Annotated in this window: 23 protein-coding genes; 8 read left to right on the top strand and 15 right to left on the bottom strand. The window is 67.9% G+C overall.

Going from position 1 to position 22,102, the window contains the following annotated elements; all coding sequences use genetic code 11:
- Positions 1-38 precede the first annotated feature (38 nt).
- On the top strand, positions 39-596 hold the full coding sequence (locus ABV606_RS00980; RefSeq protein ID WP_353988016.1) for a GNAT family N-acetyltransferase: 558 nt from the start codon (positions 39-41) through the stop codon (positions 594-596).
- On the opposite strand, the gene ABV606_RS00975 is transcribed toward ABV606_RS00980, so the two are convergent.
- A complete protein-coding gene (locus ABV606_RS00975; RefSeq protein ID WP_353988015.1) occupies positions 593-1,363 on the bottom strand; it encodes a type 1 glutamine amidotransferase in 771 nt (256 codons plus the stop codon). The two genes, ABV606_RS00980 and ABV606_RS00975, sit on opposite strands and share 4 nt — an antisense overlap.
- 110 nt (positions 1,364-1,473) lie before the next feature.
- Between ABV606_RS00975 and ABV606_RS00970 the strand changes: the two genes are divergently transcribed.
- The gene (locus tag ABV606_RS00970; protein WP_353988014.1) at positions 1,474-2,037 is read left to right on the top strand and encodes a dihydrofolate reductase family protein; all 564 of its coding nucleotides are present in this window, start codon (positions 1,474-1,476) and stop codon (positions 2,035-2,037) included.
- Positions 2,038-2,143: 106 nt separating this feature from the next.
- Positions 2,144-3,115, top strand: a complete 972-nt coding sequence (locus tag ABV606_RS00965; RefSeq protein ID WP_353988013.1) for an IS481 family transposase — start codon at positions 2,144-2,146, stop codon at positions 3,113-3,115.
- Positions 3,116-3,143: 28 nt separating this feature from the next.
- On the opposite strand, the gene ABV606_RS00960 is transcribed toward ABV606_RS00965, so the two are convergent.
- From ABV606_RS00960 to ABV606_RS00920, 9 genes are all read right to left on the bottom strand, one after another.
- Positions 3,144-3,452, bottom strand: coding sequence for a cupin domain-containing protein (locus tag ABV606_RS00960; RefSeq protein WP_353988012.1), 309 nt, complete (start codon positions 3,450-3,452; stop codon positions 3,144-3,146).
- A gap of 44 nt (positions 3,453-3,496) precedes the next feature.
- The gene (locus ABV606_RS00955) at positions 3,497-4,945 is read right to left on the bottom strand and encodes an NAD(P)/FAD-dependent oxidoreductase (protein ID WP_353988011.1); all 1,449 of its coding nucleotides are present in this window, start codon (positions 4,943-4,945) and stop codon (positions 3,497-3,499) included.
- A gap of 60 nt (positions 4,946-5,005) precedes the next feature.
- Positions 5,006-6,661: an amidohydrolase gene (locus ABV606_RS00950; RefSeq protein ID WP_353988010.1), complete on the bottom strand. Its 1,656-nt coding sequence runs from the start codon at positions 6,659-6,661 to the stop codon at positions 5,006-5,008.
- A 43-nt stretch (positions 6,662-6,704) separates the two neighbouring features.
- Complete coding sequence (locus ABV606_RS00945) at positions 6,705-7,637, bottom strand: ABC transporter permease (protein WP_353988009.1); 933 nt, start codon at positions 7,635-7,637, stop codon at positions 6,705-6,707.
- Positions 7,634-8,530: an ABC transporter permease gene (locus tag ABV606_RS00940; protein ID WP_353988008.1), complete on the bottom strand. Its 897-nt coding sequence runs from the start codon at positions 8,528-8,530 to the stop codon at positions 7,634-7,636. Before ABV606_RS00940 ends, ABV606_RS00945 begins: the two co-directional genes overlap by 4 nt.
- Entirely contained in the window at positions 8,523-9,707 is a 1,185-nt protein-coding gene (locus ABV606_RS00935) for an extracellular solute-binding protein (protein ID WP_281487636.1), read from the bottom strand. Before ABV606_RS00935 ends, ABV606_RS00940 begins: the two co-directional genes overlap by 8 nt.
- Positions 9,708-9,800: 93 nt before the next feature.
- On the bottom strand, positions 9,801-10,985 hold the full coding sequence (locus ABV606_RS00930; protein WP_435415190.1) for an ABC transporter ATP-binding protein: 1,185 nt from the start codon (positions 10,983-10,985) through the stop codon (positions 9,801-9,803).
- A gap of 318 nt (positions 10,986-11,303) precedes the next feature.
- The gene (locus ABV606_RS00925; RefSeq protein ID WP_353988007.1) at positions 11,304-11,756 is read right to left on the bottom strand and encodes a low affinity iron permease family protein; all 453 of its coding nucleotides are present in this window, start codon (positions 11,754-11,756) and stop codon (positions 11,304-11,306) included.
- Between the two features lie 11 nt (positions 11,757-11,767).
- Complete coding sequence (locus tag ABV606_RS00920) at positions 11,768-12,460, bottom strand: DUF6766 family protein (RefSeq protein ID WP_281487638.1); 693 nt, start codon at positions 12,458-12,460, stop codon at positions 11,768-11,770.
- A gap of 247 nt (positions 12,461-12,707) precedes the next feature.
- On the opposite strand from ABV606_RS00920, the gene ABV606_RS00915 reads away from it, so the two are divergent.
- Positions 12,708-13,211: an SRPBCC family protein gene (locus ABV606_RS00915; protein WP_353988006.1), complete on the top strand. Its 504-nt coding sequence runs from the start codon at positions 12,708-12,710 to the stop codon at positions 13,209-13,211.
- Between the two features lie 113 nt (positions 13,212-13,324).
- Here the strand turns inward: ABV606_RS00915 and ABV606_RS00910 are convergent, their stop codons facing one another.
- From ABV606_RS00910 to flgN, 5 genes are all read right to left on the bottom strand, one after another.
- Positions 13,325-14,689, bottom strand: coding sequence for an NAD-dependent succinate-semialdehyde dehydrogenase (locus ABV606_RS00910; RefSeq protein WP_281487639.1), 1,365 nt, complete (start codon positions 14,687-14,689; stop codon positions 13,325-13,327).
- Positions 14,690-14,857: 168 nt separating this feature from the next.
- Complete coding sequence (locus ABV606_RS00905) at positions 14,858-15,280, bottom strand: flagellar assembly protein FliW (RefSeq protein ID WP_353988005.1); 423 nt, start codon at positions 15,278-15,280, stop codon at positions 14,858-14,860.
- Complete coding sequence (gene flgL / locus ABV606_RS00900; RefSeq protein WP_353988004.1) at positions 15,277-16,158, bottom strand: flagellar hook-associated protein FlgL; 882 nt, start codon at positions 16,156-16,158, stop codon at positions 15,277-15,279. The genes ABV606_RS00905 and flgL overlap by 4 nt, the downstream gene beginning before the upstream one ends.
- Positions 16,159-16,168: 10 nt before the next feature.
- Positions 16,169-17,584 carry a flagellar hook-associated protein FlgK gene (flgK, locus tag ABV606_RS00895; RefSeq protein WP_281487642.1) on the bottom strand — a complete coding sequence of 472 codons (1,416 nt, stop codon included), beginning with the start codon at positions 17,582-17,584 and terminating at the stop codon, positions 16,169-16,171.
- Between the two features lie 88 nt (positions 17,585-17,672).
- A complete protein-coding gene (flgN, locus tag ABV606_RS00890; RefSeq protein ID WP_353988003.1) occupies positions 17,673-18,158 on the bottom strand; it encodes a flagellar export chaperone FlgN in 486 nt (161 codons plus the stop codon).
- 406 nt (positions 18,159-18,564) lie between these two features.
- On the opposite strand from flgN, the gene ABV606_RS00885 reads away from it, so the two are divergent.
- The 4 genes from ABV606_RS00885 to ABV606_RS00870 all read left to right on the top strand — a co-directional run bounded on the left by ABV606_RS00885 (position 18,565) and on the right by ABV606_RS00870 (position 22,052).
- The gene (locus tag ABV606_RS00885; RefSeq protein WP_353988002.1) at positions 18,565-19,485 is read left to right on the top strand and encodes a sigma-70 family RNA polymerase sigma factor; all 921 of its coding nucleotides are present in this window, start codon (positions 18,565-18,567) and stop codon (positions 19,483-19,485) included.
- A gap of 105 nt (positions 19,486-19,590) precedes the next feature.
- On the top strand, positions 19,591-20,388 hold the full coding sequence (locus tag ABV606_RS00880) for an alpha/beta fold hydrolase (protein WP_353988001.1): 798 nt from the start codon (positions 19,591-19,593) through the stop codon (positions 20,386-20,388).
- Between the two features lie 50 nt (positions 20,389-20,438).
- Positions 20,439-21,104 (top strand): esterase/lipase family protein, encoded by a 666-nt coding sequence (locus ABV606_RS00875; RefSeq protein WP_353988000.1) that lies wholly within the window; start codon positions 20,439-20,441, stop codon positions 21,102-21,104.
- A gap of 120 nt (positions 21,105-21,224) precedes the next feature.
- Entirely contained in the window at positions 21,225-22,052 is an 828-nt protein-coding gene (locus ABV606_RS00870; RefSeq protein ID WP_353987999.1) for a flagellin, read from the top strand.
- Positions 22,053-22,102 lie beyond the last annotated feature (50 nt).

Genomic DNA, 22,102 nt, shown 5'->3' with positions numbered 1-22,102 from the left:
GTGAGGTGTTCACCTGTAGAAGAGCTGAGGCGAGCGACGTGCCTGCGCTTGCAGAGGTGCTCGCGAGTGCGTTCACCGGATACGCCTGGACCGACTGGACGGTGCCGGGTCGCCATCGGCAAGAACGACTGCGAGAACTGCAAGCGCTCTATCTCACGGAGGCATTGACCCATGGAGAGGTCTGGACGACGAGCGATCGAGACGCGGTGGCGGCATTGGTGCCGGGGGAGATGCCGCCACCCGCGCCGTCAGTGGTCGACCGCATCCGCCGACTCCACGGCGCGGGGACGCCGCGGGCTCTCCGGCACGAGGCGCGCGCTCGGAGCCTCCGGCCCGCACATGATCGCGTGCTCGCGACCGTTGCGGTGCATCCCCGAGTGCAGCGGTCCGGAAAAGGATCGGCCGTGCTCCAAGCGGGTCTGGACGAGCTCGACAAGGCGCGACTGAGCTGCCTACTCGAGACCTCCGCTGAATCGAACCTCGAGTTCTACAGAGCGTTCGGCTTTCGCACGGTGGCGGAACTGGAATATGAGTCGAGCGCCCCGCGGGTGTGGATCATGCTGCGCCGATCTGGCGGAGCGAGCCGGGTGGGTTAGCGTGCGGGAGCACCGGCTTCTGCCGCATCTTCGGCAGGCTTCGAGGCCTGCTCGCGCGCGCCGGCGACCAAAGCGATCCAGCGGTCTGCGATCCGTGACCACGTGACGCGCAGCCCGCGTTCCTGCTCCCGCACGGGCGCGATCACCTGTTTGGCGGTGAGCCCGAGCGAGCGGAGCTCGTAGTCGCCCTCGGACGCCCAGGTCTCGGCGGTCGCTGTGAGTGCTTCGAGGTGGAACTGCAGGCCCCACGCCGCGGGGCCGACGCGGAACGCCTGGTTCTCGCATTGCGAGCTGGACGCGAGCGATCGGCTGCCGGGCGGAAGGGTCTGCACCTCGAGGAAATGCCACTGCAGGGCCCGCGCGTTCGCGGGCATGTGGGCGAGCAGAGGGTCGTCGGCTGCAGCATCCGTCTTCATGATCGTCGTCACGCCGATCTCCGCGCCCTTGCGCGCAGGGCCGACCGTGCCGCCGGCGACCACGGCGAGCAGTTGTGCTCCAAGGCAGATGCCCAGATATGGCACTTCCCGCGCCAGGCAGTCCGCGATGAGAGCACGCACCGGTGGCAGCCACGGCGCTTCCTCGTCGTCAGTCGGTCCCGGGGTGCCGCCGAGCACGACCACGGCGTCGTATCCCACCGCTGACTCGGGAATGGGGATGCCGGTGTCGGGGCCGACGATCACCGCCTCGCCGCGGGCCGCCGCGATCCGCTCTCCCACCAGGCCGACGCCTGCATTGGCCTCGTGCTCGACTACCAGTACTCGCGTCATTGAGAGACTCCGGTTTCCCACGCGGTGCCCGCGCACCGCACGTTACAGCGCCCATGGCGTGTCGCGACCAGGATAGTGATCAGAGCGCCGGCGGGCCGTAGTGTCGGCGCATGGGACGCATCGTGTTCGACACCGCGACGAGCCTGAACGGCTGGATAGCCGACGAACAGCACTCACTGGAATGGCTGTTCGTCGTCGAGAACGGGGAGACCCCCGATGAGGGCCTGTACCCTGCCGACGCGCGTGTCTTGGTGGAGGGCGCCTCGACGTACGAGTGGCTGCTGCGCGAACAGCGGCTGCTCGAGCACCCCGAGAAATGGGCGGAATTCCACGGTGAGAAGCCGGTGTTCGTATTCACCACCAGAACGCTGCCGGTGCCCGCGGGCGCCGATGTTCGCTTCGTCTCGGGGCCTGTGCTCGACGCGCTGCCCGCAATCCGTGACGCGGCATCGGGCGGTGACGTCTGGGTCGTCGGCGGCGGGGACCTCGCGGGGCAGTTCCTCGACGCCGGCGCGCTCGATGTGCTGGCGCTCTCGGTGGCACCCGTAGCACTCACCGGTGGTGCTCCGCTGTTGCCCCGTCGGGTCGAGTCGGATCGATTGCGGCTGGTATCGGCATCCGCTGTCGGTCAGTTCGCGCGTCTGGTGTACGAGATCCGATCGAGCGCGGGCTAGGTGTAACTCCCACGGAGGTTGTGAACAGCGTGGCGTGATCTAACGGGGCGAGGGCCTCCGGTTCGATGTGGGTTACCACACTCGCATCGGCAACACGGAGACCCTCGTGACCCACGCTAACGCGCCCCTGTCCGAAACTGGCCGACTACGGCTGGCGAAGCTCGTCGTCGATCATCACTGGCCGCTGCGCCGGGCCGCGGATCGGTTCAGCTGCTCCGCATCGACGGTGAAGAAATGGGCCGACCGGTATCGGGCAGCGGGCCCGGCAGGCATGCGGGATCTGTCCTCACGGCCGTTGACCTGCCCGAACCAGACCCCGCGACGCACCGAGCGGCGGATCATCGCCCTGCGGTTCACCCGCCGCTGGGGACCGCACCGGATCGCCCATCACCTGCAGCTCAACCGGTCGACGGTGGAGAAGGTCCTCAACCGCTTCCGGATGCCCAAGCTGTCCCACCTCGATCAGGCGACCGGGCTGCCGGTGCGCCGCCCGAAACCGGTCCGCTACGAACATCCCAACCCCGGCGATCTGGTGCACGTGGACATCAAGAAACTCGGCCGCATCCTCGACGGCGGCGGCCACCGGGTCCTCGGCCGGGAAGCTGGTCGGAAGAACAACCCGCGCACCGGTCGCGGCTACTCATTCCTGCACCACGCAGTCGACGACCACAGCCGCCTCGCCTACTCCGAGATCTTGGACGACGAAAAGAAGGAAACTGCTGCCGCGTTCTGGAAACGCGCAAATGCGTTCTTCACCGCCCACGGCATCACCGTGCTCCGTGTCCTCACCGACAACGGCTCCTGCTACCGCTCCCACGCGTTCCGCGACGCGCTCGGGCCGACCATCAAGCACAAGTGGACAAGGCCCTACCGGCCGCAGACCAACGGCAAGGTCGAGCGCTTCAACCGCACCCTCGCCGCCGAATGGGCCTACGCCAAGCCCTATCCCAGCGACGAAGCCAGGGCCGCTGACTACGGCACCTGGCTCCATCACTACAATCACCACAGACCCCACAGCGGGATCGGCGGACACTCACCCATCGACCGCGTTCATAACGTCAGTGGGAGTTACAGCTAGGCGACTCACTGGCGTGCGATGCCCTGTATCAGGGGGCGATATAGACCTTGCGAAGGGTCTCTCGCACCGTCCAGATGGTGCGCATCCCGGCGCGAAGCCGCACCAAGGAGCCTGCCCGAAGCTCGATCGCCGGCTGGTGGGGGTCATCGAACGAGACGGTCGCCTCGCCGGTGAGCACGACGAACACCTCGCTGCTCTCCACGTCGCGCGCCGTGCCGGGGGTCATCTCCCAGACCCCGATGCATCGCAGTTCGGTCGCGTCCAGGTCGACGTGGCCCGCGCGCGGTGAGCCCTCCACGACGTCCGCGGCGCATAGTGGCTCGAGGTCCAGCGGCATGCTCAGAGAGTCGCATGCGGCGCCCGCATGCAGACGAGGGGCGCTCATGAGTCGAACCCCAGGCCGACCGCGTCGAGCACGGAGAGGAGGGGACCTCGTCGGCCGCGCCGGTGGTCGGCACGGTCCATCGCGCGGCGGGTGGCGTTGATGCCGATCGAGGCGGCCGGTTCGGGCGGGAACGGCAGTGGGCGTTCGCGCACCATCCGCAGTCGGGTGCGTTCGGTGTCGGCGCCCTCGAGCAGGTCGAGCATCACCTCGCCGGCGAACCGGGTGGCGGCGACGCCGAGCCCGGTGAACCCGGTCGCGTACGCGATGCGGTCGCCGCGAGCGGTGCCGAAGAAAGCGCAGAACCGCGTGCAGGTGTCGATCGCGCCCGCCCACTGATGGGTGAATCGCAGCCCCTCGAGCTGCGGGAACGTGGTGAAGAAGTGGCTCGCGAGCCTCTCGAAGCTCGCCGGGCGGCGCTCGTACTTCGACCGAACCCGACCGCCATAGTGATAGATGGCGTCGTACCCGCCGAACAGGATGCGGTTGTCTCGGGTCAATCGGTAGTAGTGGAACTGGTTCGCGAGGTCTGCGATGCCTTGACGCTCCGACCAGCCGACGTCGGCGAGCTGCGCCTGGCTCAGCGGCTCAGACATGAGCACGTAGTCGTACACCGGCACCGTCATCAACCGGTTGCGCTTCAGCAGCGAGGGGAATGCGTTGGTGGCGAGCACGACCTTCTCGGCGATGATCCGGCCGTTGGCGCTCTCGAGCAGCATTGGACCGCCCCCGTCGCTCGTCTCGAGCCTGCGCACGGGCGAGCGCTCGAACACCTCGACGCCCGCCTCTTCGACCGCCCGGGCGAGCTCGCTGGCCAGCTTTCCCGGATGCACGAGGGCGGCGCTGTGCGTATCCCAGGTCGCGGCCAGGTAGGTGGGCGACGCGACCTGGGCCTGGGCCGCATCCTGATCAAGGAACCGGATCGTATGGTCTCCCCGGCGCGCGGCGCTCTGGAACTCGTCGCGCAGCCACTCGACCTGATGCGGTTCGGTCGCCACAGACAGCACACCGGTGCGCTCGAACTCGACGTCGAGCCCGAGGGCGACGACGTCGGTCTCGATGGCATCGAGATTCGCCAGCCCCAAGCGCTCGAGCTCGTCGAGCTCCTCCGGCCAGCGCCGTTCCCCGTTGGCCCGACCGTGAGTGAGGCTTGCCTCGCAGAACCCGCCATTCCGGCCAGACGCGGCCCAGCCGACCACTCCGGCCTCGACGAGCACGACACTCAGCGAGGGGTCGCGTCGCTTCGCGAGCAGCGCCGTCCAGAGACCGGTGTAGCCGCCGCCGACGATCGCGAGGTCGGCTCGGCGCACCCCACTGAGTGCCTGGCGAGTAGCCAGCCCCTCCTGCCCGATGTCGTCGAGCCAGAACACGGATTGCCGGGTGCCTTCGAGCGAATGCTCGATGACGGATGCCGATGGTCGGCGTCGTTCGAAGACCGTGGTCTCCATTGCTATCACTCCATTTACGGGCTGGGTGGTGAATGGCGGCACTGCTGTCGAGTGTCGACCTCAGGCGTCGGAGGCCGCGAACACTCGCTCGCCCTGCACGAACGTCTGCAGCACGCGCGTCTCGCCGATCTCGTTGGCAGGACCGGCGAAGGGATCGCGATCGAGCACCACGAGATCTGCGAATTTGCCGACCTCCACGGTTCCGGTCATCTCGTCAAGGTGGTTCACGTACGCGGAGCCGGCCGTGTACGCGGCGAGCGAGGTGGCCAGGTCGAGCGACTGCTCCGGAAGGAATGCCTCGTAGTCGCCCTCCTCGAGACCCGGTGCGGCGACCCGGTTCACCGCGACATGGATCGCCGCCATCGGGTTGGGGGTTGACACCGACCAGTCGCTCCCTGCGGCGAGCACCGCACCGGCTCGCTGCAGGTCTCGGAACGGGTACTGCCAACTGCTGCGCGGTTCGCCGAGGAAGGGGAGCGTGAGCTCGACCATCTGCGGTTCGAGCGACGCCCAGAGCGACTGCATATTCGCGGCGACGTCGAGCTCGCGGAAACGAGGGACATCGTCGGGGTGCACGACCTGCAGATGGGCGATGTGATGGCGGTGGTCGCTGCGGCCGTTCCGCGAGATCGCGTGCTCCACGGCGTCGAGGCATTGGCGCACTGCTCGATCGCCGATGGCGTGGAAATGCAGCTGAAAGCCAAGACGGTCGAGCTCGGCGGCCGCAGGCAGCAAGGTCTCGGGGTCGACGAATGAGATGCCGGAGTTATCGGTCGGGTGCCCGTGGCCGTCGCAGTATGGCTCGAGCATCGACGCGGTGAAGTTCTCAGCGACTCCGTCTTGCATGATCTTCACGCTCGTCGCGGCGAAACGGCCGGCGCGGAACCGTTCACGGCGCTCCACGAGCGAGGGGATCTGCTCGAGGCCGGCGCCTCGATCCCACCAGAGCGCACCCACAACTCTGGCCGTCAGACGCCCCTGCTCGGCTGCTGCGAGGTACGCGGGACCGGGGTCGCCGGCATCCCCGTAGCTGCCGACGATCGCATCCTGCCAGGCAGTCACGCCCCGATCGTGCAGGTACTGCTGCCCGAGCATGAGCGCGTCGACCAGCATGGCGAGCGAGGTCTCGGGCAGATGCCGGTTCACCAGCGTCATCGCCCCTTCGTGCAGCGTGCCGGTCGGGTTGCCATCGGCATCCCGCTCGATGCGACCGTCGGCGGGGTCGGGGGTGTCGCGGTCGATGCCCGCCAGGCGGAGCGCCGCCGAGTTCACCCATGCGCCGTGACCGTCGCGGTTCGGAAGGAACGCCGGACGGTCCGGGACCACCCGATCGAGCGCCTCGGCGGTGGGCGTGCCTCCCGGGAATGCCGACATCGACCAGCCGCCTCCGAGCACCCACTGGTCATCCGGGTGCTCGGCCGAGTACCGGGCGATGCGAGCGAGGTAGTCGTCTTGCGAGTTCAACTCGGAGAGGTCGCAGCGCAGCAGATCGAGGCCGCCCCAGACCGGGTGCACATGCGCGTCTTGGAACCCGGGCACCAGCATCCGACCGGCGAGATCGACCACCTCTGTGCCGGTGCCCACCAGGTCACGCAGTTCGTCGTGGCCGACCGCGATGATGCGCCCGCCGGCGACCGCGACAGCGCTCGCTCGACGCCGTTGCGCGTCGGCGGTGAACACGGGTCCATTGATGAATACGAGATCCGCCTGGGTCACGGGGCCTCCTTGGGGTTCAAGCCGCAGTCGAGTCGCCTGGGCGTCAGTTTCCGGTCATGGTGCGAGCGATCTGCGTCGCCGAGTCGCCTGAACGCCTGAGCACGACCGCGACCAGCGCCAACGCGGCGAGCGTGAGCACGAGCATGACGGTCGAGACCGAGGCGATCTCGGGGCGCAAGCCGCTGCGCAGGGCGCTGAGCACATACACAGGCCAGGGTGTCGTGCCCGACACCTGTACGAACGCCGCGATGACCGTGTTGTCGAGGCTCAGGGTGAACGAGAGCAGGAATCCGGCGAGGACGGCCGGCATCGCCAGCGGCAAGGTCACCCGTCGGAACGTCGTGAGCGGGCGGGCGTAGAGATCGCTCGACGCCTCCTCGAGTTGCGCGTCAAGACCGATGAGGCGGGCGCGGACGATGTACGAGACAACAGCGATCGAGAACAGCGAGTGGCCCACTACGAGCCGCACGATGCCGTCATTGAAGATGCCGAGCCCGAGGTCTTGCCCGAGCAGCACGAGCCAGGGGAGGAGCGCGACGGCGTCGACGATCTCGGGCGTCACCGAGACGAGCAGCAGGAGCCCGAGGAACCAGTAGGCCCACTTGCCGGGATGCCGGGCCATCGCGATCCCGGCAAGGGTTCCGAGCAGCGTGGCGAGCACCGCGGCGATGAATCCCGTCTGCACCGACACCCACACCGCGTCTCGGATGGCGGGCTTCTCGACCAGCGCGAGGAAGGAGTCGAAGCCGAATTGCTGCCAGGCGACGAGCAGGCGGCCGACGTTGAAGGACGACACGATGATCACGATGATCGGGGCGAACAGGAAGACGAACACCGCGATGCCCCAGACGGTGAAGCCGACGTCCGTCCACGAGCGCCTCGGGCCGCGCGCGCGCCGCCTGACACCGCTGCCGCTCGTTCGTGCGCGCTGCGCTGCGAGCGCTTGGGTGGCGGTGCTGCCGGTCGGGGTTCTCATCGCACTGCCTCCCTCGTGTCGAGCACGAGCCGTTGGCGCGCGCGGAGTGGCCAGGTGACCAACCACACGAGCACGGCGCCCGCGGCGACGGTCGCCATGATGACGAGAATGAGGAGCACCGCCATAGCGGAGCCGAGCGCCCAGTTCTGCGCGGTCTGGAACTGGCTCGCGACAAGCTGACCGACCATATTGCCCTTCGCCCCGCCCAGGACGGTCGCGGTGATGTAGTCGCCCATGAGCGGGATGAACACGAGCAGCACCCCCGCGATCACGCCGGGTCGGGCCAGCGGAAGCGTCACCCGGAAGAATGTGCTCCATCGACCGGCGCCCAAGTCCTTCGAAGCCTCGCGCAGGGAATGCCCCACACGGTCGAACGCGACGAACAGGGGAAGGATCATCAGCGGGAGGTAGTTGTACACGACGCCGATGAGCACCGCTGTGCGCGTGTAGAGGATGTCGAGCGGCCCGTTCAGCACGCCGATCGACTGCAGCAGCGTCGACGCCCAGCCCTCTGGGGCGAGGATCACCTGCCAACCGATCGTCCGCACGAGGAAGTTGGTCCAGAACGGCACCATGACGAGCGCGAGCAGGAGGCCGCGCCTGGATGGCGGGGCCTTCACGGCCATCCAGTACGCCGCGGGCAGACCGATCAGCAGGCAGAGCAGCGTGCCCGCGATACCCACCCACAGCGTGTTCTGGAAGGTCGCGAAGAAGGTGGGCGACATCGCCTCGGCGTAGCGGTCGAACGAGAGGACGTCATTGGCGTGCGTGCCGAAGATGCCCGGTTTGTAGCCGAAGCTGAACCAGATGACCATGCCCACGGGCGCGACGAAGAAGATCAGCAGCCACGCCCAGGCAGGGATCGCGAGCGCGATGCCGGGGGCTCTACGCACCTGCGGCCGCCTTCATCTTGTTCCAGATCTCAACGATGCGCTGTTGCGCTTCGGTCACCTCGCCTTCGTGCATCGTGGCGACCTGCTCCGAGCTGAAGAACACGAGGTCGAGCATCGGCAGACCGGCATCCTCGGCGGCGCTTTCGATGCCCTTGGCGCCCGTGTGGTAGCCGATGTAGTCGACCTGCAGCAGTTGATTCTCGGGGGTGAGCACGTAGTCGATGAACGCGTGGGCGGCTTCGGGGTTCGGTGCGCCGGCGGCGATGGCCCAGTTGTCCATCCAGATCTCGGTGGCGGGAGCGCCGAGCACCCACTGCCAACGGTCGGGGTCGGGGCTCTCCAGGATGCCGATCCGGGCATCGCCGTTCCAGACCTGCATGAGCGCGTGCGTGCCCTGTGGGATCGCCGCGCCGCCGGGGTAGGAGTCGAACGCGGACACGTGCGGGGCGAGGGTGTTGACGAGGAAGTCCTCGGCGGCGTCGAGATCGCCCTGATCCGTTGTGTTCCAGTCGATGCCATTGGCCCAGAAGTAGAGCCCGGTGAGTTCAGCCGGGTCGTCCAGCACCGAAGTCGAGCCGCTTGCCTCGTTCTGGGCGGCGTCGATGAAGTCGTTCCAAGTCTTCAGCTCGCGCGTGATCTTGGTCTTGTCGTACACGAAGCCCGTGGTGCCCCATGCCTTGCAGATGGAGTAGTCGTTGTTCGGATCCCAGGCGCGACCGAGGTAGTCGGCATCCATGTGCTCGAGATTCGGGATCAGGTCGCGGTTCAGCTTCTGCAGAAGGCCGTTCTCGATCATCTGCGGGATGAACACGCCCGTGGGAACGACGATGTCGTAGCCGGAGGTGCCCTTCGCGGCGACGAGCTTCGAGATGAGCTCCTCGTTGGAGTTGAAGGAGTCGAGCGTGATGCGTGGCCCGAGTTCGTCGGTGAACGCCGACAGCACATCGGGGTTGTCGTAGTCGCCCCAGGTGTAGATCGAAAGTTCCTTCTCGAGGGGTCCGCCGGTCGCCTCGGTGCTCGGTGTCTCCCCGCCGCCGGGGGAGCAGGCAGCGAGGGCGCCGGTGACGCCGAGGGCACCGGCCAGAGCGAGGAAGTTGCGCCGGTTCAGTTCACGGCGGATGATCGGCGCGGCGCTCGCGCTCGCCAGGATGCGGATGGGGGAGCGTGATGCGTTCATCTGGAACTCCTTGCAGTCGGTCGGCAGGGACAGCGGAAGGTGAGTGTCACGGCGGCGCCTGCCGGCCGACGGCCGGAGCAGACACCCTCTGGGTCAGGCGGTGGGCGGTGGGACGTATCCGGCGTCTTCGGGAGCGTCGTCGAGGGGGAAGAGCTGCACGTTCTCGGCGGCCCAGGTGCAGAGGACAGGGTCGCCGGCGGACAGTTGCGGCGCAGTCGGTGTCGGTCGCCTGACGATGAGGCTCGTGGCCTCACCGATCTCGACCAGGTACTGCATGGTCTCGCCCTGGTGCGAGATGCTGAGCAGGGTTCCGGATGCCGCATTCACGGTGCCGCGCTCGCCGCGGGTGGCGGCGGCATCCGCTCGCTCGATGCTGACGGACTCCGGACGCACCGCCGCTTGTCCCTCGGTGTGGTCCACGAGTGCTGTTTCACCGGCGCGAAGCACCACCCCGGACGGCGTCGTGACCGAAAGGCCACCATCTGCCACGGTGCCGCGAAGGAAGTTCTGCTGCCCGACGAACGCCGCCACGTACGCGGAGGCCGGACGGCCGTAGATCGTCGAGGCGTCGGCGAGTTGCTCGATGCGGCCCTCGCGCATGATCGCGATGCGATCGCTCATCGAGAGCGCCTCGCCCTGATCGTGCGTGACGAACACGAAGGTGATGCCGAGCTTCGCCTGCAGCAGTTTGAGTTCCAGCTGCATCTCTTCGCGGAGTTGCCGGTCGAGCGCGCCGAGCGGTTCATCGAGCAGCAGCACCGAAGGCCGGTTGACCAAGGCGCGGGCCAGCGCGACCCGCTGCTGCTGTCCTCCCGAGAGCTGCATGGGTTTGCGGTCTGCGAACGAGCGCATCTTGACAAGCTCGAGCGCGGAGGCGACCCGCTCTCGCAGCTCCGATCGTGGTGTGCGGTGCTGCTGAAGCCCGTAGGCCACGTTCTCGGCGACACTCATGTGCGGGAAGAGCGCGTATGCCTGGAACACGGTGTTCACATTCCGGCGGTAGGGCGGCTGCCCGAGCACCGAGCGGCCCGAGATGCGGATGTCGCCCTCGTCCGGCTGCTCGAAGCCGGCGATCATGCGGAGCGTGGTGGTCTTGCCGCAACCCGAGGGCCCGAGCAGCGAGATGAACTCACCCGGTTCGATGCGGAGCGAGAGACCGTCGACCGCGACCACGCCGCTGTACCGCTTCACCAGCCCCTCGAGGACGACCGCGCCCGAGGCATCGGTGCCGCTCTCTGGCGGCGTTGCGGTGGCGCTCTGGGTTGCCTCGATCGTCACTGATCGACACCTCCTGGGTCGTGAAGCATCATCGCTCGTCTGGCCATTCAAGCCAGGTTTCCCAATCCCGGTCAACCTTGACGCGCGTGTCTCGCATCTTCTCGGCCAGCGGTCCAGGGAAAAACCGGCTCTCGACTGATTCCGAAGGAACTGACTGTCAGCGCCATGGTTTCGCCACATGGATCGCTCGGCGGACAAGCAAATCCGCACCTACGGGCCGGGTGGAACCCGGTCGTTGCCGAGCCGAAAGCGCGTGCGAAAACCGGGACCGCAAGTGGCTCGCCGTCCGGAACCCGGCGAGCCACCGCGACTGCGCCGTCAGCGGTCGATGGGGTAGTTGCGCTCCTTGCGCTCGAGCTTCCGTTTGCGGTCGTCGGTCGTGTTGCCGCTGCTGCTCTCGCGATCCTCGAGGCCGACCGCGTCGCGCAGTTCAGCGGCATCCTTGTGCAGGCCCTCTTTTTCCATCAGGTCGCTGAGCGAGTCGGCGATCGCGTTCAGCTTGTGCTGCAGCGCGAGGTCTGCCCTCGTCTGACTGTTCTGCAGCAGAGCCACGAGCAGGAACGTCACGATCGTGGTGAGCGTGTTGATGATCAGCTGCCACGTGTCGATGTTCCGCAGGAACACGATCGAAGGCGCCCAGACGATGACGAGCAGCACGCAGAACGCGAAGAACCACGCACGGCTGGTCAGCTCCGAAACGCGCGCGGCAAAGCGATCGAACCACCCGACATGGGCGGAGATATCCGAGGGCATGACTGCTTTCTGCACCATGGTCTTGCCTTTCACTCGCCCGCGTCAGCGGTATCGAGGTGGGGCGCACCCACCTTCTTGGACTCCGCTGAACCGCGCTGCCTCAGGTAGATCGCGAGCGCGGCCATGCTGCCCACCGCCAGGAACTCGCTCTGCCAGTTTTGCAGGGTGCGGTTCCAGAAGTCGGCAGACGCGATGTAGTCGAGCCAGCCGATCGCCGGGTCGCCGTGCATCGCCTGATCCTGGTTGTAGGCCACCACGCCCGTGACCGACTGCGCCCACCACGACAGCAGGAAGATCGCACCCATCACGAGCAGCAGCGAGTTGGAGAAGACCTTCTCGCGCCACCCTCCCATGCGCACCCACTTGGGCGAGTCCTCTTGCGCGTACTCGCCGACGAGTTGGTCCTTATCGCTCTGCGGACCCTCGTCGCCCGGCTTCTTCGACTCGGGCGAGCCCTTCTGGACGAACCAGATGGTGCCGAGGATGAACAGGAAGAACTGCAGATACTCGGATTGCCAGTTCTCCGCCACGTCGACGGCGAAGCTGCTCGAGGTGATGAAATGCCAGTAGGAGACCTCGGGCATGCCGTGCGCGACCTGGATCTCGTTGTGGTCGATATGACCGACGATCGACTGCGCGATGAGCGCGGCGAGGAAGATCACGCCGAACGCGAAGCTCAGCGCGTGGTTCCGGACGCCCGTCGGAATGCGGTTGATGCTCATCGCGGTCACCGGCCCATGAACCCGATCGTGAGCATAGCCACGAGGCCCGCTCCGATGACGACCAGCCAACTCGTGAAGGCCAAACGCATGACACCCTCCTCCGTGAATGCGAGCGCCAGTGCGTTCAGAGCGTGGGGCCACCTCCTCGTCGCACCGGCTGCAGGTCCTCGCGTGGAACCGTGAACGGGCACTGAGTGTTCGTCACGCCTGCGTCTCAGACAGTACGCTCGCCCGGACGGTCGGCAAGATGGCTGACCGCGACTTCTCCGGTGCGGCGCGCACCGCCGGGGTGTGTCACCATGGCGCCACGATGGCGACCAACTACAGGCTCTTCCACTGTCGACCCGAGGACGTCTTCGCCGTGCTCGCGGACGGGTGGAACTACGCCGCCTGGGTGGTGGGCACGAGTCGAATTCGAGGGGTGGATGAGACCTGGCCCGCGCCGGGCGCGAAGCTGCACCACTCGTTCGGTCTGTGGCCGGCCCTTGTCGACGACATCACCGTCATGGTCGCGTGGGATCCGCCGCGGCACGCGATCCTGAAGGCTCGAGGCTGGCCGCTCGGTGAGGCGTCGGTACGGTTCGACGTGCGTGAGCACCCGCGTGGCTGTGTGGTGCGAATGGGCGAGGATGCCGCGGCCGGCCCCATGGCGAAGATTCCGGCCGCGCTGAGGCAGCCCGGCATCCGTTTCAGGAACTCGGAGACGCTTCGCCGCCTCGCTTTCCTGGCCGAGGGCCGCGCACGAAGCTGATCCTGGAACGTGCTCCTGGCGGGCGCGCCTCAGTGCTGCAGGGCAGACGACAGCGGCGCGGCCCGACCGGAGTCGAGACCGCGCCGCAGCGGTGCGCGAAGCCCGCGATATCGTCAGGCGATGCGGATGAGCTTCTTGTTGACGAACTCGTCGGCACCGTACTTGCCAAGCTCACGTCCCGAACCGGAGCGCTTGATGCCGCCGAAGGGCAGCTCAGGGCTGTCGGCACCCACGATGTTGACGTACACCATGCCGGCCTCGATCTGGTCGGCGACCCGCGCCGCCTGGGCCGAGTCGGTGGTGTAGACGTACGAGCCGAGGCCGTAGGGCGTGTCGTTCGCGAGTTCGACCGCTTCCTCCTCGCTCGACACCTTGAACACCTGAGCCACGGGCCCGAAGAACTCCTCGCGGTACACCGGGTTCTCGGGGCTCATGTTCGTGAGCACCGTGGAGTCGAACAGGTTGCCGTCTCGCGAGCCGCCGGTGAGCACCTGCGCGCCACCCGAGACTGCCGCGCCCACCTGCTGCTCGAGCCGGTCGGCAGCGGCCGTCGACGACAGCGGGCCCATGTCGGCATCGGCTGCCGGGTCGCCGGCGTCGACCTCCTTCATGGCGGCGGTGAACTTCTCGAGGAACGGCTCGTACAGCTCATCGATCACGATGAAGCGCTTGGCTGCGTTGCAGGCCTGCCCGGTGTTGTCGACGCGTGCGGCCACGGCGTCGGCCACGGTCGCGTCGAGGTCGTCGGTGGACAGCAGCACGAAGGGGTCGCTGCCCCCGAGCTCGAGCACCACCTTCTTGAGGTTGCGGCCGGCGATCTCCGCCACTGCGGCACCGGCGCGCTCGGAGCCGGTCAGCGAGACACCCTGCACGCGCGGGTCCTCGATGATGGTCTCGATCTGCGCGTGCGAGGCGTAGATGTTCGTGTACACACCCTTCGGTGCGCCCGCGTCGGTGAAGATCTGCTCGATCGCGGCCGCCGACTCGGGGCACTGCTCCGCGTGCTTGAGCAGGATCGTGTTGCCGATCATCACGTTCGGCCCCGCGAAGCGCGCCACCTGGTAGTAGGGGAAGTTCCAGGGCATGATGCCGAGCAGCACGCCCATCGAAGCCTTGCGAACGACGGCCGAGCCCTCGCTGCCGGCCATGAGCTTGATCGGCTCGTCGGCCATGAACTCTTCGGCATTGTCGGCGTAGTACTCGTAGATGTCGGCGCTGAAGTCCACCTCACCGAGCGATTGCTCGAGGGGCTTGCCCATCTCGCGCACAATGATCTCGGCCAGCTCCTCACGGCGCTCGCGGTGCAGTTCGGCCACGCGGCGCACGAGCGCGGCGCGATCGGCGACCGAGGTGGTGCGCGACCAGGTGCGGTGCGCCTCGTGGGCGGCGGCGATGGCGGCCTTGAGGTCGTCGTCAGAGATGGTGGGGAATGTCTTGACGGTCTCCCCGGTGAGGGGGTTGGTCACGGCATACGTCATGGTTCTCCTTGTTCGGGCATTCGACGGCGGTGTCCGTGCGCCGAGCGCACGCATGTCTGATGGACACGCTTGCCTCAAGGGTATCGGCGGGAGCCGCGCCTGTCAGCGGCTGGCGCGCGGGCGCGCAGTCGATGGGCGCGCGTCACCGAGCAGCCGCGGGTTCGGGTGCTATCCGAGCAGCTCGGCCAGCGGCGCCTTGAGCGGCCAGCACGCATCGTCCAGGATCACCTGCGAAGCGGCCCCAGTCGCCTTGTTCACGACGATGGGAGCGAGCAGGTTCACGGTGGTCGCCTCGTCCGCCGGGTTCACCACGACGAGCACTTCGGCGGCGTCGGGCGTGCGGATGCCGAGGGCGTCGGCCGCCTCGTCGTTGAGCTCTGGCGAGTACGACGGCAGGCACTCGCCCGCATCGAGCACGAACAATCGGGCACCGCCGCCGCTCTGCGCCGGTTCGGCAGCGGACGAGGTCTGCCCCGGCGACGCTGCGCGGAGTGCGTAGAGTCCGATCGCGCCCTCGACCTGGTCGAGCACGTAGTCGACCTGCCCGTCGAGACCGGGCAGCGGCTCGAGCAGTCGAAGCAGGCGGCTCATGCCAGGAAGTCCATCAGCGTGGGCTGCAGCACTCTCGACGTCACGTGCAGCGCCGCCTGGTAGGAGGTCTGCTGCAACTGCAGGTTCATGATCGCTTCCGCCAGGTCGACGTCCTCGACCCCTGAGCGCGCAGCTTCGAGCGACACGGCATCCGCCATGTTGAGCCCCTCCGTTCGCATGATCTGATTGTGCCGCGCTCCCACGGCCGCGTGGTGCTCGAGCACACTGTCGAGGTGGCTGTCGACGGCGCCGATATGCGCTCCGACCGGCGTTCCCGCTCGGAGGTCGTCCGCGATGCTCCGCACCAGCGCGAAGATCGAGCCGGTGCCCGTGCCGAAGATGGCGGCACCGTCGGCATCCACCCGCACCGTCGTGTTGTCGGCTATCCGGCGTTCCACTGGCGAGCCGGTGCCTGTGTGGGCGAAGGCGGGAGTGAAGGCCACTCCAGCGCCCGAGGTGCCAGCGAACACCGACCGGCCGAGGTACTGGGTGTTGGCCTGCGCCAGCAGGTCGTCGGCGAGCCCGTCGAGCTCCGCCGCAATCGCCTCGCGCGCCGTTGACGACAGAGCGCCCTGGTTCGCACCACGCACGGTCAGGTCGCGCACGTGCTGCAGGATGCCGGTCGTCGACGCGAGCGCTCCATCGACGGTCGAGAGCCAGCCCTTCGCGTCGTCGAGGTTCCGCGCGTGCTGCGCGTTCGACGAGATCGCAGAGCGCACCTGCATCGCCGTCGCGGTGGCGGCCGGGTCGTCTGAGGGCGCCAGCAGCGCGCGTTGCGAACTGGCCTGCTCGTGGCGCCGCGCCAGTTCGGCGCGCGCGGAGTTGAGGTTCATGAGCGCGTTGCTCGCCATCAACGAGCCGGGGGTCCTGCTGATCACCGTTCCTCCTCTATCGGCCGACGAGACCGGTGCGGTTGATGAGCGTGTCGAGCATCTCGTCGATCGTCGAGATGACTCGGGCCGCACCCTGGTAGGCGGTCTGGTACATCATCAGGTTCAACGTCTCCTCGTCAGGGTCGACTCCGCCGACCGAGGCCTGCTGGTCGCGGGCCGCATCCAGGGCCAGCGCCGAAAGGGTCGACTGCTGCTTTGCGCTCCGGGATGCCACTGCCGTTCCGGTGACGAAGGTCGACCAGGTGGCGTCCACGCTCCCCGGTCCGTTGCGAAGCTGAGCGATCGCATCCGCGATCGAGCCGTCCAGCGAGCCGGCGCCCGGTGCGGCGACGGCGATATCCGCAACGCCCGTCGCCGCCACGCCGAGCCCGAGCGCTGGCGGCGCGGCCGCATCGAGCGAGAAGAAGTCGAGGCCCGAGGCGCCGGTCACGCTTTCGCCCGTCTGGTGCACGGCGTTCACCTGAGCCGCGAGAGCGGTCGCGAGGCGGTTGTAGGTCTCCGCTGTCTCAGCGATCAGGCCGCCGGTGCCGCCGGCGGTCGCCGGGGCGAGCGCCGCCAGTGTTCCGGCGAGCTCGCCGGCCTCGAGGCCGACGGGAGCGCCACCGCGCTCCCATCCGAGCGTGACGGCCGCGCCACCGAGCACGTAATCCCCGGTCAGCGCGAGCGGATAGGTGCGGTCGGCGCTCACGAGTGGATTGCCGGCCACCAGCACCTCCACGGTGCCGTCAGCCGCCGGGCGGGACTCCGCGCCCGTGATCGCGGCGATCCGCTCGATCAACTGGGCTCGCTGATCGATCAGTTCGTTCGGCGATGTGCCCGCAGCGAGGTTCTTTCGGATCTGGGCGTTCAAGTCGCTGACCTGGGCAGCGGCGGTGTTGACCTCGGCGACGAGCGCGTCGGCCTTCGTACGAGTCTGCTGCCAGAGGGTCGCAGCGCTCCGGTAGCCCTCAGCGATCGAGGTCGTGAGGGTGCGCGCCGTCTCGAGGAGCGCCGCTGCCGGGGCCGCCTCACCGGCCCGGTTCCCGAGGTCTTCCCACGACGACCAGAACGCCTGCAGGCGAGCAGCAAGGCCGTGCTCGCTCGGCTCGTTGAACGACTTCTCGATCTGCGAGAGCACGTCGGCCCGCACGTCCCAGTAGCCCGAGGATGCCGATGCCGTGCGCACGCGGGCGTCGACCCACTCGTCACCGATCCGAGCGACACCGAGCACCGAAACGCCGAGTCCGGGCGTCGGCGCTCCGGATTGCAGCAATCCGAAGCTCGACGCGGGCGGCAAGGCCGCCTGAGTGACGCGCTGGCGTGTGTATCCGGGTGTGTTGAGGTTCGCCATGTTCTGACCGACCACATCGACACCGCGGCGGGCCGCCGCGAGCCCGCTCCAAGCCGTGTTCAGAGCGCCGAAGGTGCTCAAGGGGTGTCTCCGTTCGTCAGTGGGGATCGCTCATGCCATGAAGGCGCGGCGGGCCCGAGGCCTCTGCGCAGGACTCGCGCGCGGTGCCTCATAGTGAGGTGTCCAGCAGACGGCTCGAACCCTCGTCGCGCTGCGGCTTGCCGTCGGCCGAGTAAGTGCCGGCATCCCGTCCGATGCCGTCGAGGGTCTCTCGTGCGGCGCGCGAGGCCGTCTCGAGCAGGCGCGTGTTGCAATCGCGCAGTGCCGCGACCTCGCTCGTCAGCTGGCTGAGCGCGTCGAAGTGCGAGGTGAGGATCTCGCGCCACGCGGGGGTTGGTGCGTGCTGGATGAGCTCACGCAGGGTGGCCTGCTCGGGGGCGCCCCACGCCTCAGCGACCGCCGATGCCTCGACTGCGCGGCCGAGCCCAGCGCCGCGGAGCTTCTCGAGCACATGCTCCAGTTCACGCGTCGCGAGCGGAAGCCAGCGGCTCTCGCCGGCGGTCAGCAGCAAGCGCTGAGTCTCGAGCTTGAACAGCACGGTCTCGAGCAGTTCTCGCTCGCGCCACAGCACGGCCGACAGTTCGTTCGAGCCCACGCTTCCTCCAAGAGACACCGGCAACTTCGGGGGGATGCCGCCGGCTTCGCGCCGGCTGGAGCGCCGATCCGGTTCGAAGACTACTCTCGGCCGCCCGTGCGGCCGCGTAAGCGCGGCGCGAGGGCGAAGTCGTGGGCGTCTCCCGGTCCGGCCCGCGCGGTAAGGGAAAAGCCCGTGGTTGCGCCAGTGCGGCTGGCCAACGTGACCCGTTCGGGAGGGCCCAGAAGTGGGGCATCGGGGGAGCGCTGTGGCCCGAGACCACTGAGCTAGCCTCAACACAGGCTGCAGCGTCGCGGGGCCGCCGACCCAGGCCCCCGACAACCCGAACTGGAGCCGCCACCCGAGCAAATAGGTTCAGCAGATGTGCGTCAGCACATGACATGGCAGCGCTCAGGGGGAGAACGCAGTGGCTTTGTCCGAGACCAGTTCGGCACCGACTTCGATCGGGATCACAGACCGGGATACCGACGATCCGGCGGCGGCGAGAGCCGAACGCAATCGGCTCGTGGTGGAGAATCTTCCGCTCGTCGGCTACCTCGTCTCCGAGGTGTGGGCTCGCGCGTCGCATCTGTCTCGTGACGATCTCGCGGCGGCCGGTGCCCTCGCGCTCGTCACGGCAGCTGATTCGTTCGACCCGGCCTACGGGGTGCCGTTCGGCGCCTTCGCACGTCGCCGCATCATGGGCGCGTTCGCCGACGAGATGCGCGCAGCCGACTGGGCTACGCGCGGAGCTCGTGAACGCATCAAGGCCGTGACCTCCACGCGCGAGACGCTTTCCAATGCGCTGGGGCGCGCTCCCGAGGTCGAGGAGCTCGCCTCGGCGACAGGTCTTGATCGCGCCGCCGTGGTGGAGGCCCTGAACGACGCGGCGCGCACGGTGCAGCCGCTCGATGAGACGGTCGCCGACCGCTTGGCCTCCGACGCGGAGGCACCCGGCGAGAACCTCCTCGTGGAAGAACGCCTCGCCTACCTGCGAGCAGCAGTGGAGGCACTGCCGGAGCGACAGCGCGCTGTCATCGATCAGGTGTACTTCCAGGACAAGAGCGTCTCAGAGATCGCCCGCGAGTTGGGCATCACCCACTCAGCGGTGTCGCAGCAGCGCTCGGCCGCGGTGAAGCTGCTCAGGGAGGGGCTCGCTGCGCACTATTCCGACTCCGACGAAGCGCACTCGGCATCCGGAGCGCCGGTCGCCTTGTCGCACGTCGGCGCACCGGCCGTCAGCGAGGTCACCGGCGCCGCGGCCGCAAAGCGCATCGCCTACCTCGCGAGAATGGCGGCGCACCCGCTGCTGCGCAGGCCGTCGCTCACCGAGTCGGTCGCGTCCTGATGCTGTCCTGATCCCGCGCTTCTCCTGCCCGCTCCCGTTCCTGCCCACGGTCGAAGTCGCCACAGAGCCCTGCTCGATCAGCAGCGGCCAGCCTAGGCTGGCGAGGTGACCGGGCGCGCGATCGAAGAAGGCCTCAGAGCGCGCGTGTGGCGCGGCACCACCTATTGGAGCGGACGAGCCCGCCTCGGCGACCTCGGGGTCTTCGCGAAACGCTTCCCCTCCACGGTCTCGGGCCCTCCGTTCGTGCTCGTGCACGGCATCGGTGTCTCATCGCGTTATTTCCACCCCCTGGCGGTAGCGCTCGCCGAGTACGGCCCCGTGTACCTCATCGACCTGCCCGGATACGGGGCGGCGCCGAGCGCCCGACGAGACGTCAGCCTCGGTGAGCATGCAGCAGTGCTCGCCGAACTGCTCGACGCACTCGGACTCGTCGACCCGGTGCTGGTCGGTCACTCCATGGGGACGCAGATCGTCACCCGTCTCGCAGTCGACCGTCCCGATGTCACCGATCGCCTCGTGCTCATCGGTCCGACGATGGATCCGGCCGCACGCACCTTCCTTCGGGCGAGCCTTCGACTGGGGCACGACCTTCTGCGTGAGCCGCCGCTGACCAACGCCATCGTCGTCTGGGACTACATCGTCCGCTGTGGACCGGTGTACTACTTCCGGCAGCTGCCGCACCTGCTCGATGACCGCATCGAGAGGCGGATGCCGCTGCTGACCGCTCGAACCCTCGTGCTTCGTGGCGACCGCGACCCGATCGCTCCGGCGGTCTGGTCGCGGCGACTGGCTGAGCTGGCCCCCGATGGCCGCTTCGAAGAGGTCGAGGGTGCGCACGTCATGATGTTCACCGACCCTGCGCGCGCCGCAAGGCTCATCGAGGAGCACGCGGCACAGCGATGAACGGCGGACGCGAGGGCACTCAGGGCGCGAGCGGGAATGGGAACCGCTCGATGAACGGATCGAGACGCGCCACGCTGCGTGAGTTGGCCCGCGACTACCGCTGGGCGATCCGCCAGCAGGCGATGAGCGCGCGCGCACCGAGGCCGCTTGTGAACGAGGGGGATCCGTCACGACATCCGGTGCTGCTGATCCCAGGCGTCTGGGAGACGTCAGGGTTTCTGGGCGCGCTCGAGCAGCACTTGCGCGAGCGTGGACACCGCGTTCACACGCTTCCCGGCCTCGGCTTCAACCTGCGCCCGATCGACGAGTCGGCCGAGCTCGGCGCCGAGTACCTGAAGCGCGCGTCACTGGAGCACGTCATCATCGTCGCGCACAGTAAGGGCGGACTCATCGGAAAGCGGATGCTGCTGAGCGCCCCCGATCGGGTTGACAAGCTGATCGCGATCGCCACGCCGTTTGCCGGCTCCCGGTACGCCGACTATTTCATCGCTCCGAGCTTGCGAGCGTTCCGCCCCGCGAATGCCTCGCTCCGCGCGCTCGCCGCGGAGCGGGAGGCGAACTCGCGCATCGTCTCGATCTATCCGCGTGTCGATCCGCACATCCCCGAGGGGAGCAGGCTCGAGCGCGCGGTGAATGTGGAGCTGCCGCTAGTCGGGCACTTCCGGCTGCTCGCGGACCCGCTGCTCCTCGCCGCGATCGACGAGCACCTGGATTGAGGGCTGCCGAGCGCGGCTGCCAGAGCGATTGCTAACGGCGGGTCACGTGCTGCCGATAGGTCTGGATAGCCGGCCCACGGATGGGCAGGTGTCACCACACCCAGTCACGGAGGAATTACCATGGGTATGCAGATCAACACCAACGTTGCGGCGCTCAACGCTCACCGCAACCTGTCGAACACGCAGAACGACCTGTCGAAGTCGCTCGAGAAGCTCTCGAGCGGTCTGCGCATCAACCGTGCTGCTGACGACGCCGCGGGTCTGGCCATTTCCGAGGGTCTGCGTGCGCAGGTCAACGGTCTGGCTGTCGCCGCTCGCAACGCGCAGGACGGCGTCTCGGTCATCCAGACCGCTGAAGGCGCGCTGACCGAGGTGCACTCGATCCTGCAGCGTGTTCGCGACCTCGCTGTTCAGGCGGGCAACGACTCGAACAACGCCGACTCGCGGGCAGCGATCAAGACCGAGATCGACGCCCTCGGCGACGAGCTCACCCGTATCGCCGCTTCGACCAACTTCAACGGCATCAAGCTGATGGATGGTTCGGTGCCGACTCTGACGTTCCAGGTCGGTGCGGGCAGCACGGCAGCCGAAGACCAGATCGCCGTCACCCTGACGGACTTCTCGGGACTCGGCGCCACAGTGAAGGCGCTCACTGTCGACTCGGCGGCGAACTCGCTCACCTCGATCGCTTCGATCGACACCGAGATCGCAGCAGTGTCGACCGCTCGCGCGGGCTACGGTGCGGCGCAGAACCGCTTCGAGTCGACCATCAACAGCCTCAACGTGGCACGCGAGAACCTCTCGGCCGCTGAGTCGCGCATCCGCGACACCGACATGGCAGCCGAGATGGTCAACTTCAGCCGCGCGAACATCCTCTCGCAGGCTGGCACCGCGATGCTCGCCCAGGCGAACGCCGCGAACCAGGGCGTGCTCCAGCTGCTCGGCTGATCCGGTCGCCGCGCGCCCGGCCACCCCGGGCCGCGGCACTGAACAGGCTG

This window comes from Ruicaihuangia caeni (assembly GCF_040536845.1).
Lineage (GTDB): Bacteria > Actinomycetota > Actinomycetes > Actinomycetales > Microbacteriaceae > Ruicaihuangia > Ruicaihuangia caeni.
Note: the sequence above shows the minus strand (reverse complement) of the source record. Positions and strands in the feature narration are given on the sequence as shown.

Bases quoted from the DNA above. Each gene is read 5' to 3' on its own strand.
- ABV606_RS00955 (WP_353988011.1), bottom strand. From the start codon at position 4,945: ATGGAGACCACGGTCTTCGAACGACGCCGACCATCGGCATCCGTCATC.
- ABV606_RS00945 (WP_353988009.1), bottom strand. From the start codon at position 7,637: ATGAGAACCCCGACCGGCAGCACCGCCACCCAAGCGCTCGCAGCGCAG.
- ABV606_RS00875 (WP_353988000.1), top strand. From the start codon at position 20,439: ATGAACGGATCGAGACGCGCCACGCTGCGTGAGTTGGCCCGCGACTAC.
- ABV606_RS00970 (WP_353988014.1), top strand. From the start codon at position 1,474: ATGGGACGCATCGTGTTCGACACCGCGACGAGCCTGAACGGCTGGATA.
- ABV606_RS00910 (WP_281487639.1), bottom strand. From the start codon at position 14,689: ATGACGTATGCCGTGACCAACCCCCTCACCGGGGAGACCGTCAAGACA.
- ABV606_RS00925 (WP_353988007.1), bottom strand. From the start codon at position 11,756: ATGGTGCAGAAAGCAGTCATGCCCTCGGATATCTCCGCCCATGTCGGG.
- ABV606_RS00960 (WP_353988012.1), bottom strand. From the start codon at position 3,452: ATGCCGCTGGACCTCGAGCCACTATGCGCCGCGGACGTCGTGGAGGGC.
- ABV606_RS00915 (WP_353988006.1), top strand. From the start codon at position 12,708: ATGGCTGACCGCGACTTCTCCGGTGCGGCGCGCACCGCCGGGGTGTGT.
- ABV606_RS00905 (WP_353988005.1), bottom strand. From the start codon at position 15,280: ATGAGCCGCCTGCTTCGACTGCTCGAGCCGCTGCCCGGTCTCGACGGG.
- ABV606_RS00920 (WP_281487638.1), bottom strand. From the start codon at position 12,460: ATGAGCATCAACCGCATTCCGACGGGCGTCCGGAACCACGCGCTGAGC.
- ABV606_RS00975 (WP_353988015.1), bottom strand. From the start codon at position 1,363: ATGACGCGAGTACTGGTAGTCGAGCACGAGGCCAATGCAGGCGTCGGC.
- ABV606_RS00935 (WP_281487636.1), bottom strand. From the start codon at position 9,707: ATGAACGCATCACGCTCCCCCATCCGCATCCTGGCGAGCGCGAGCGCC.
- ABV606_RS00870 (WP_353987999.1), top strand. From the start codon at position 21,225: ATGGGTATGCAGATCAACACCAACGTTGCGGCGCTCAACGCTCACCGC.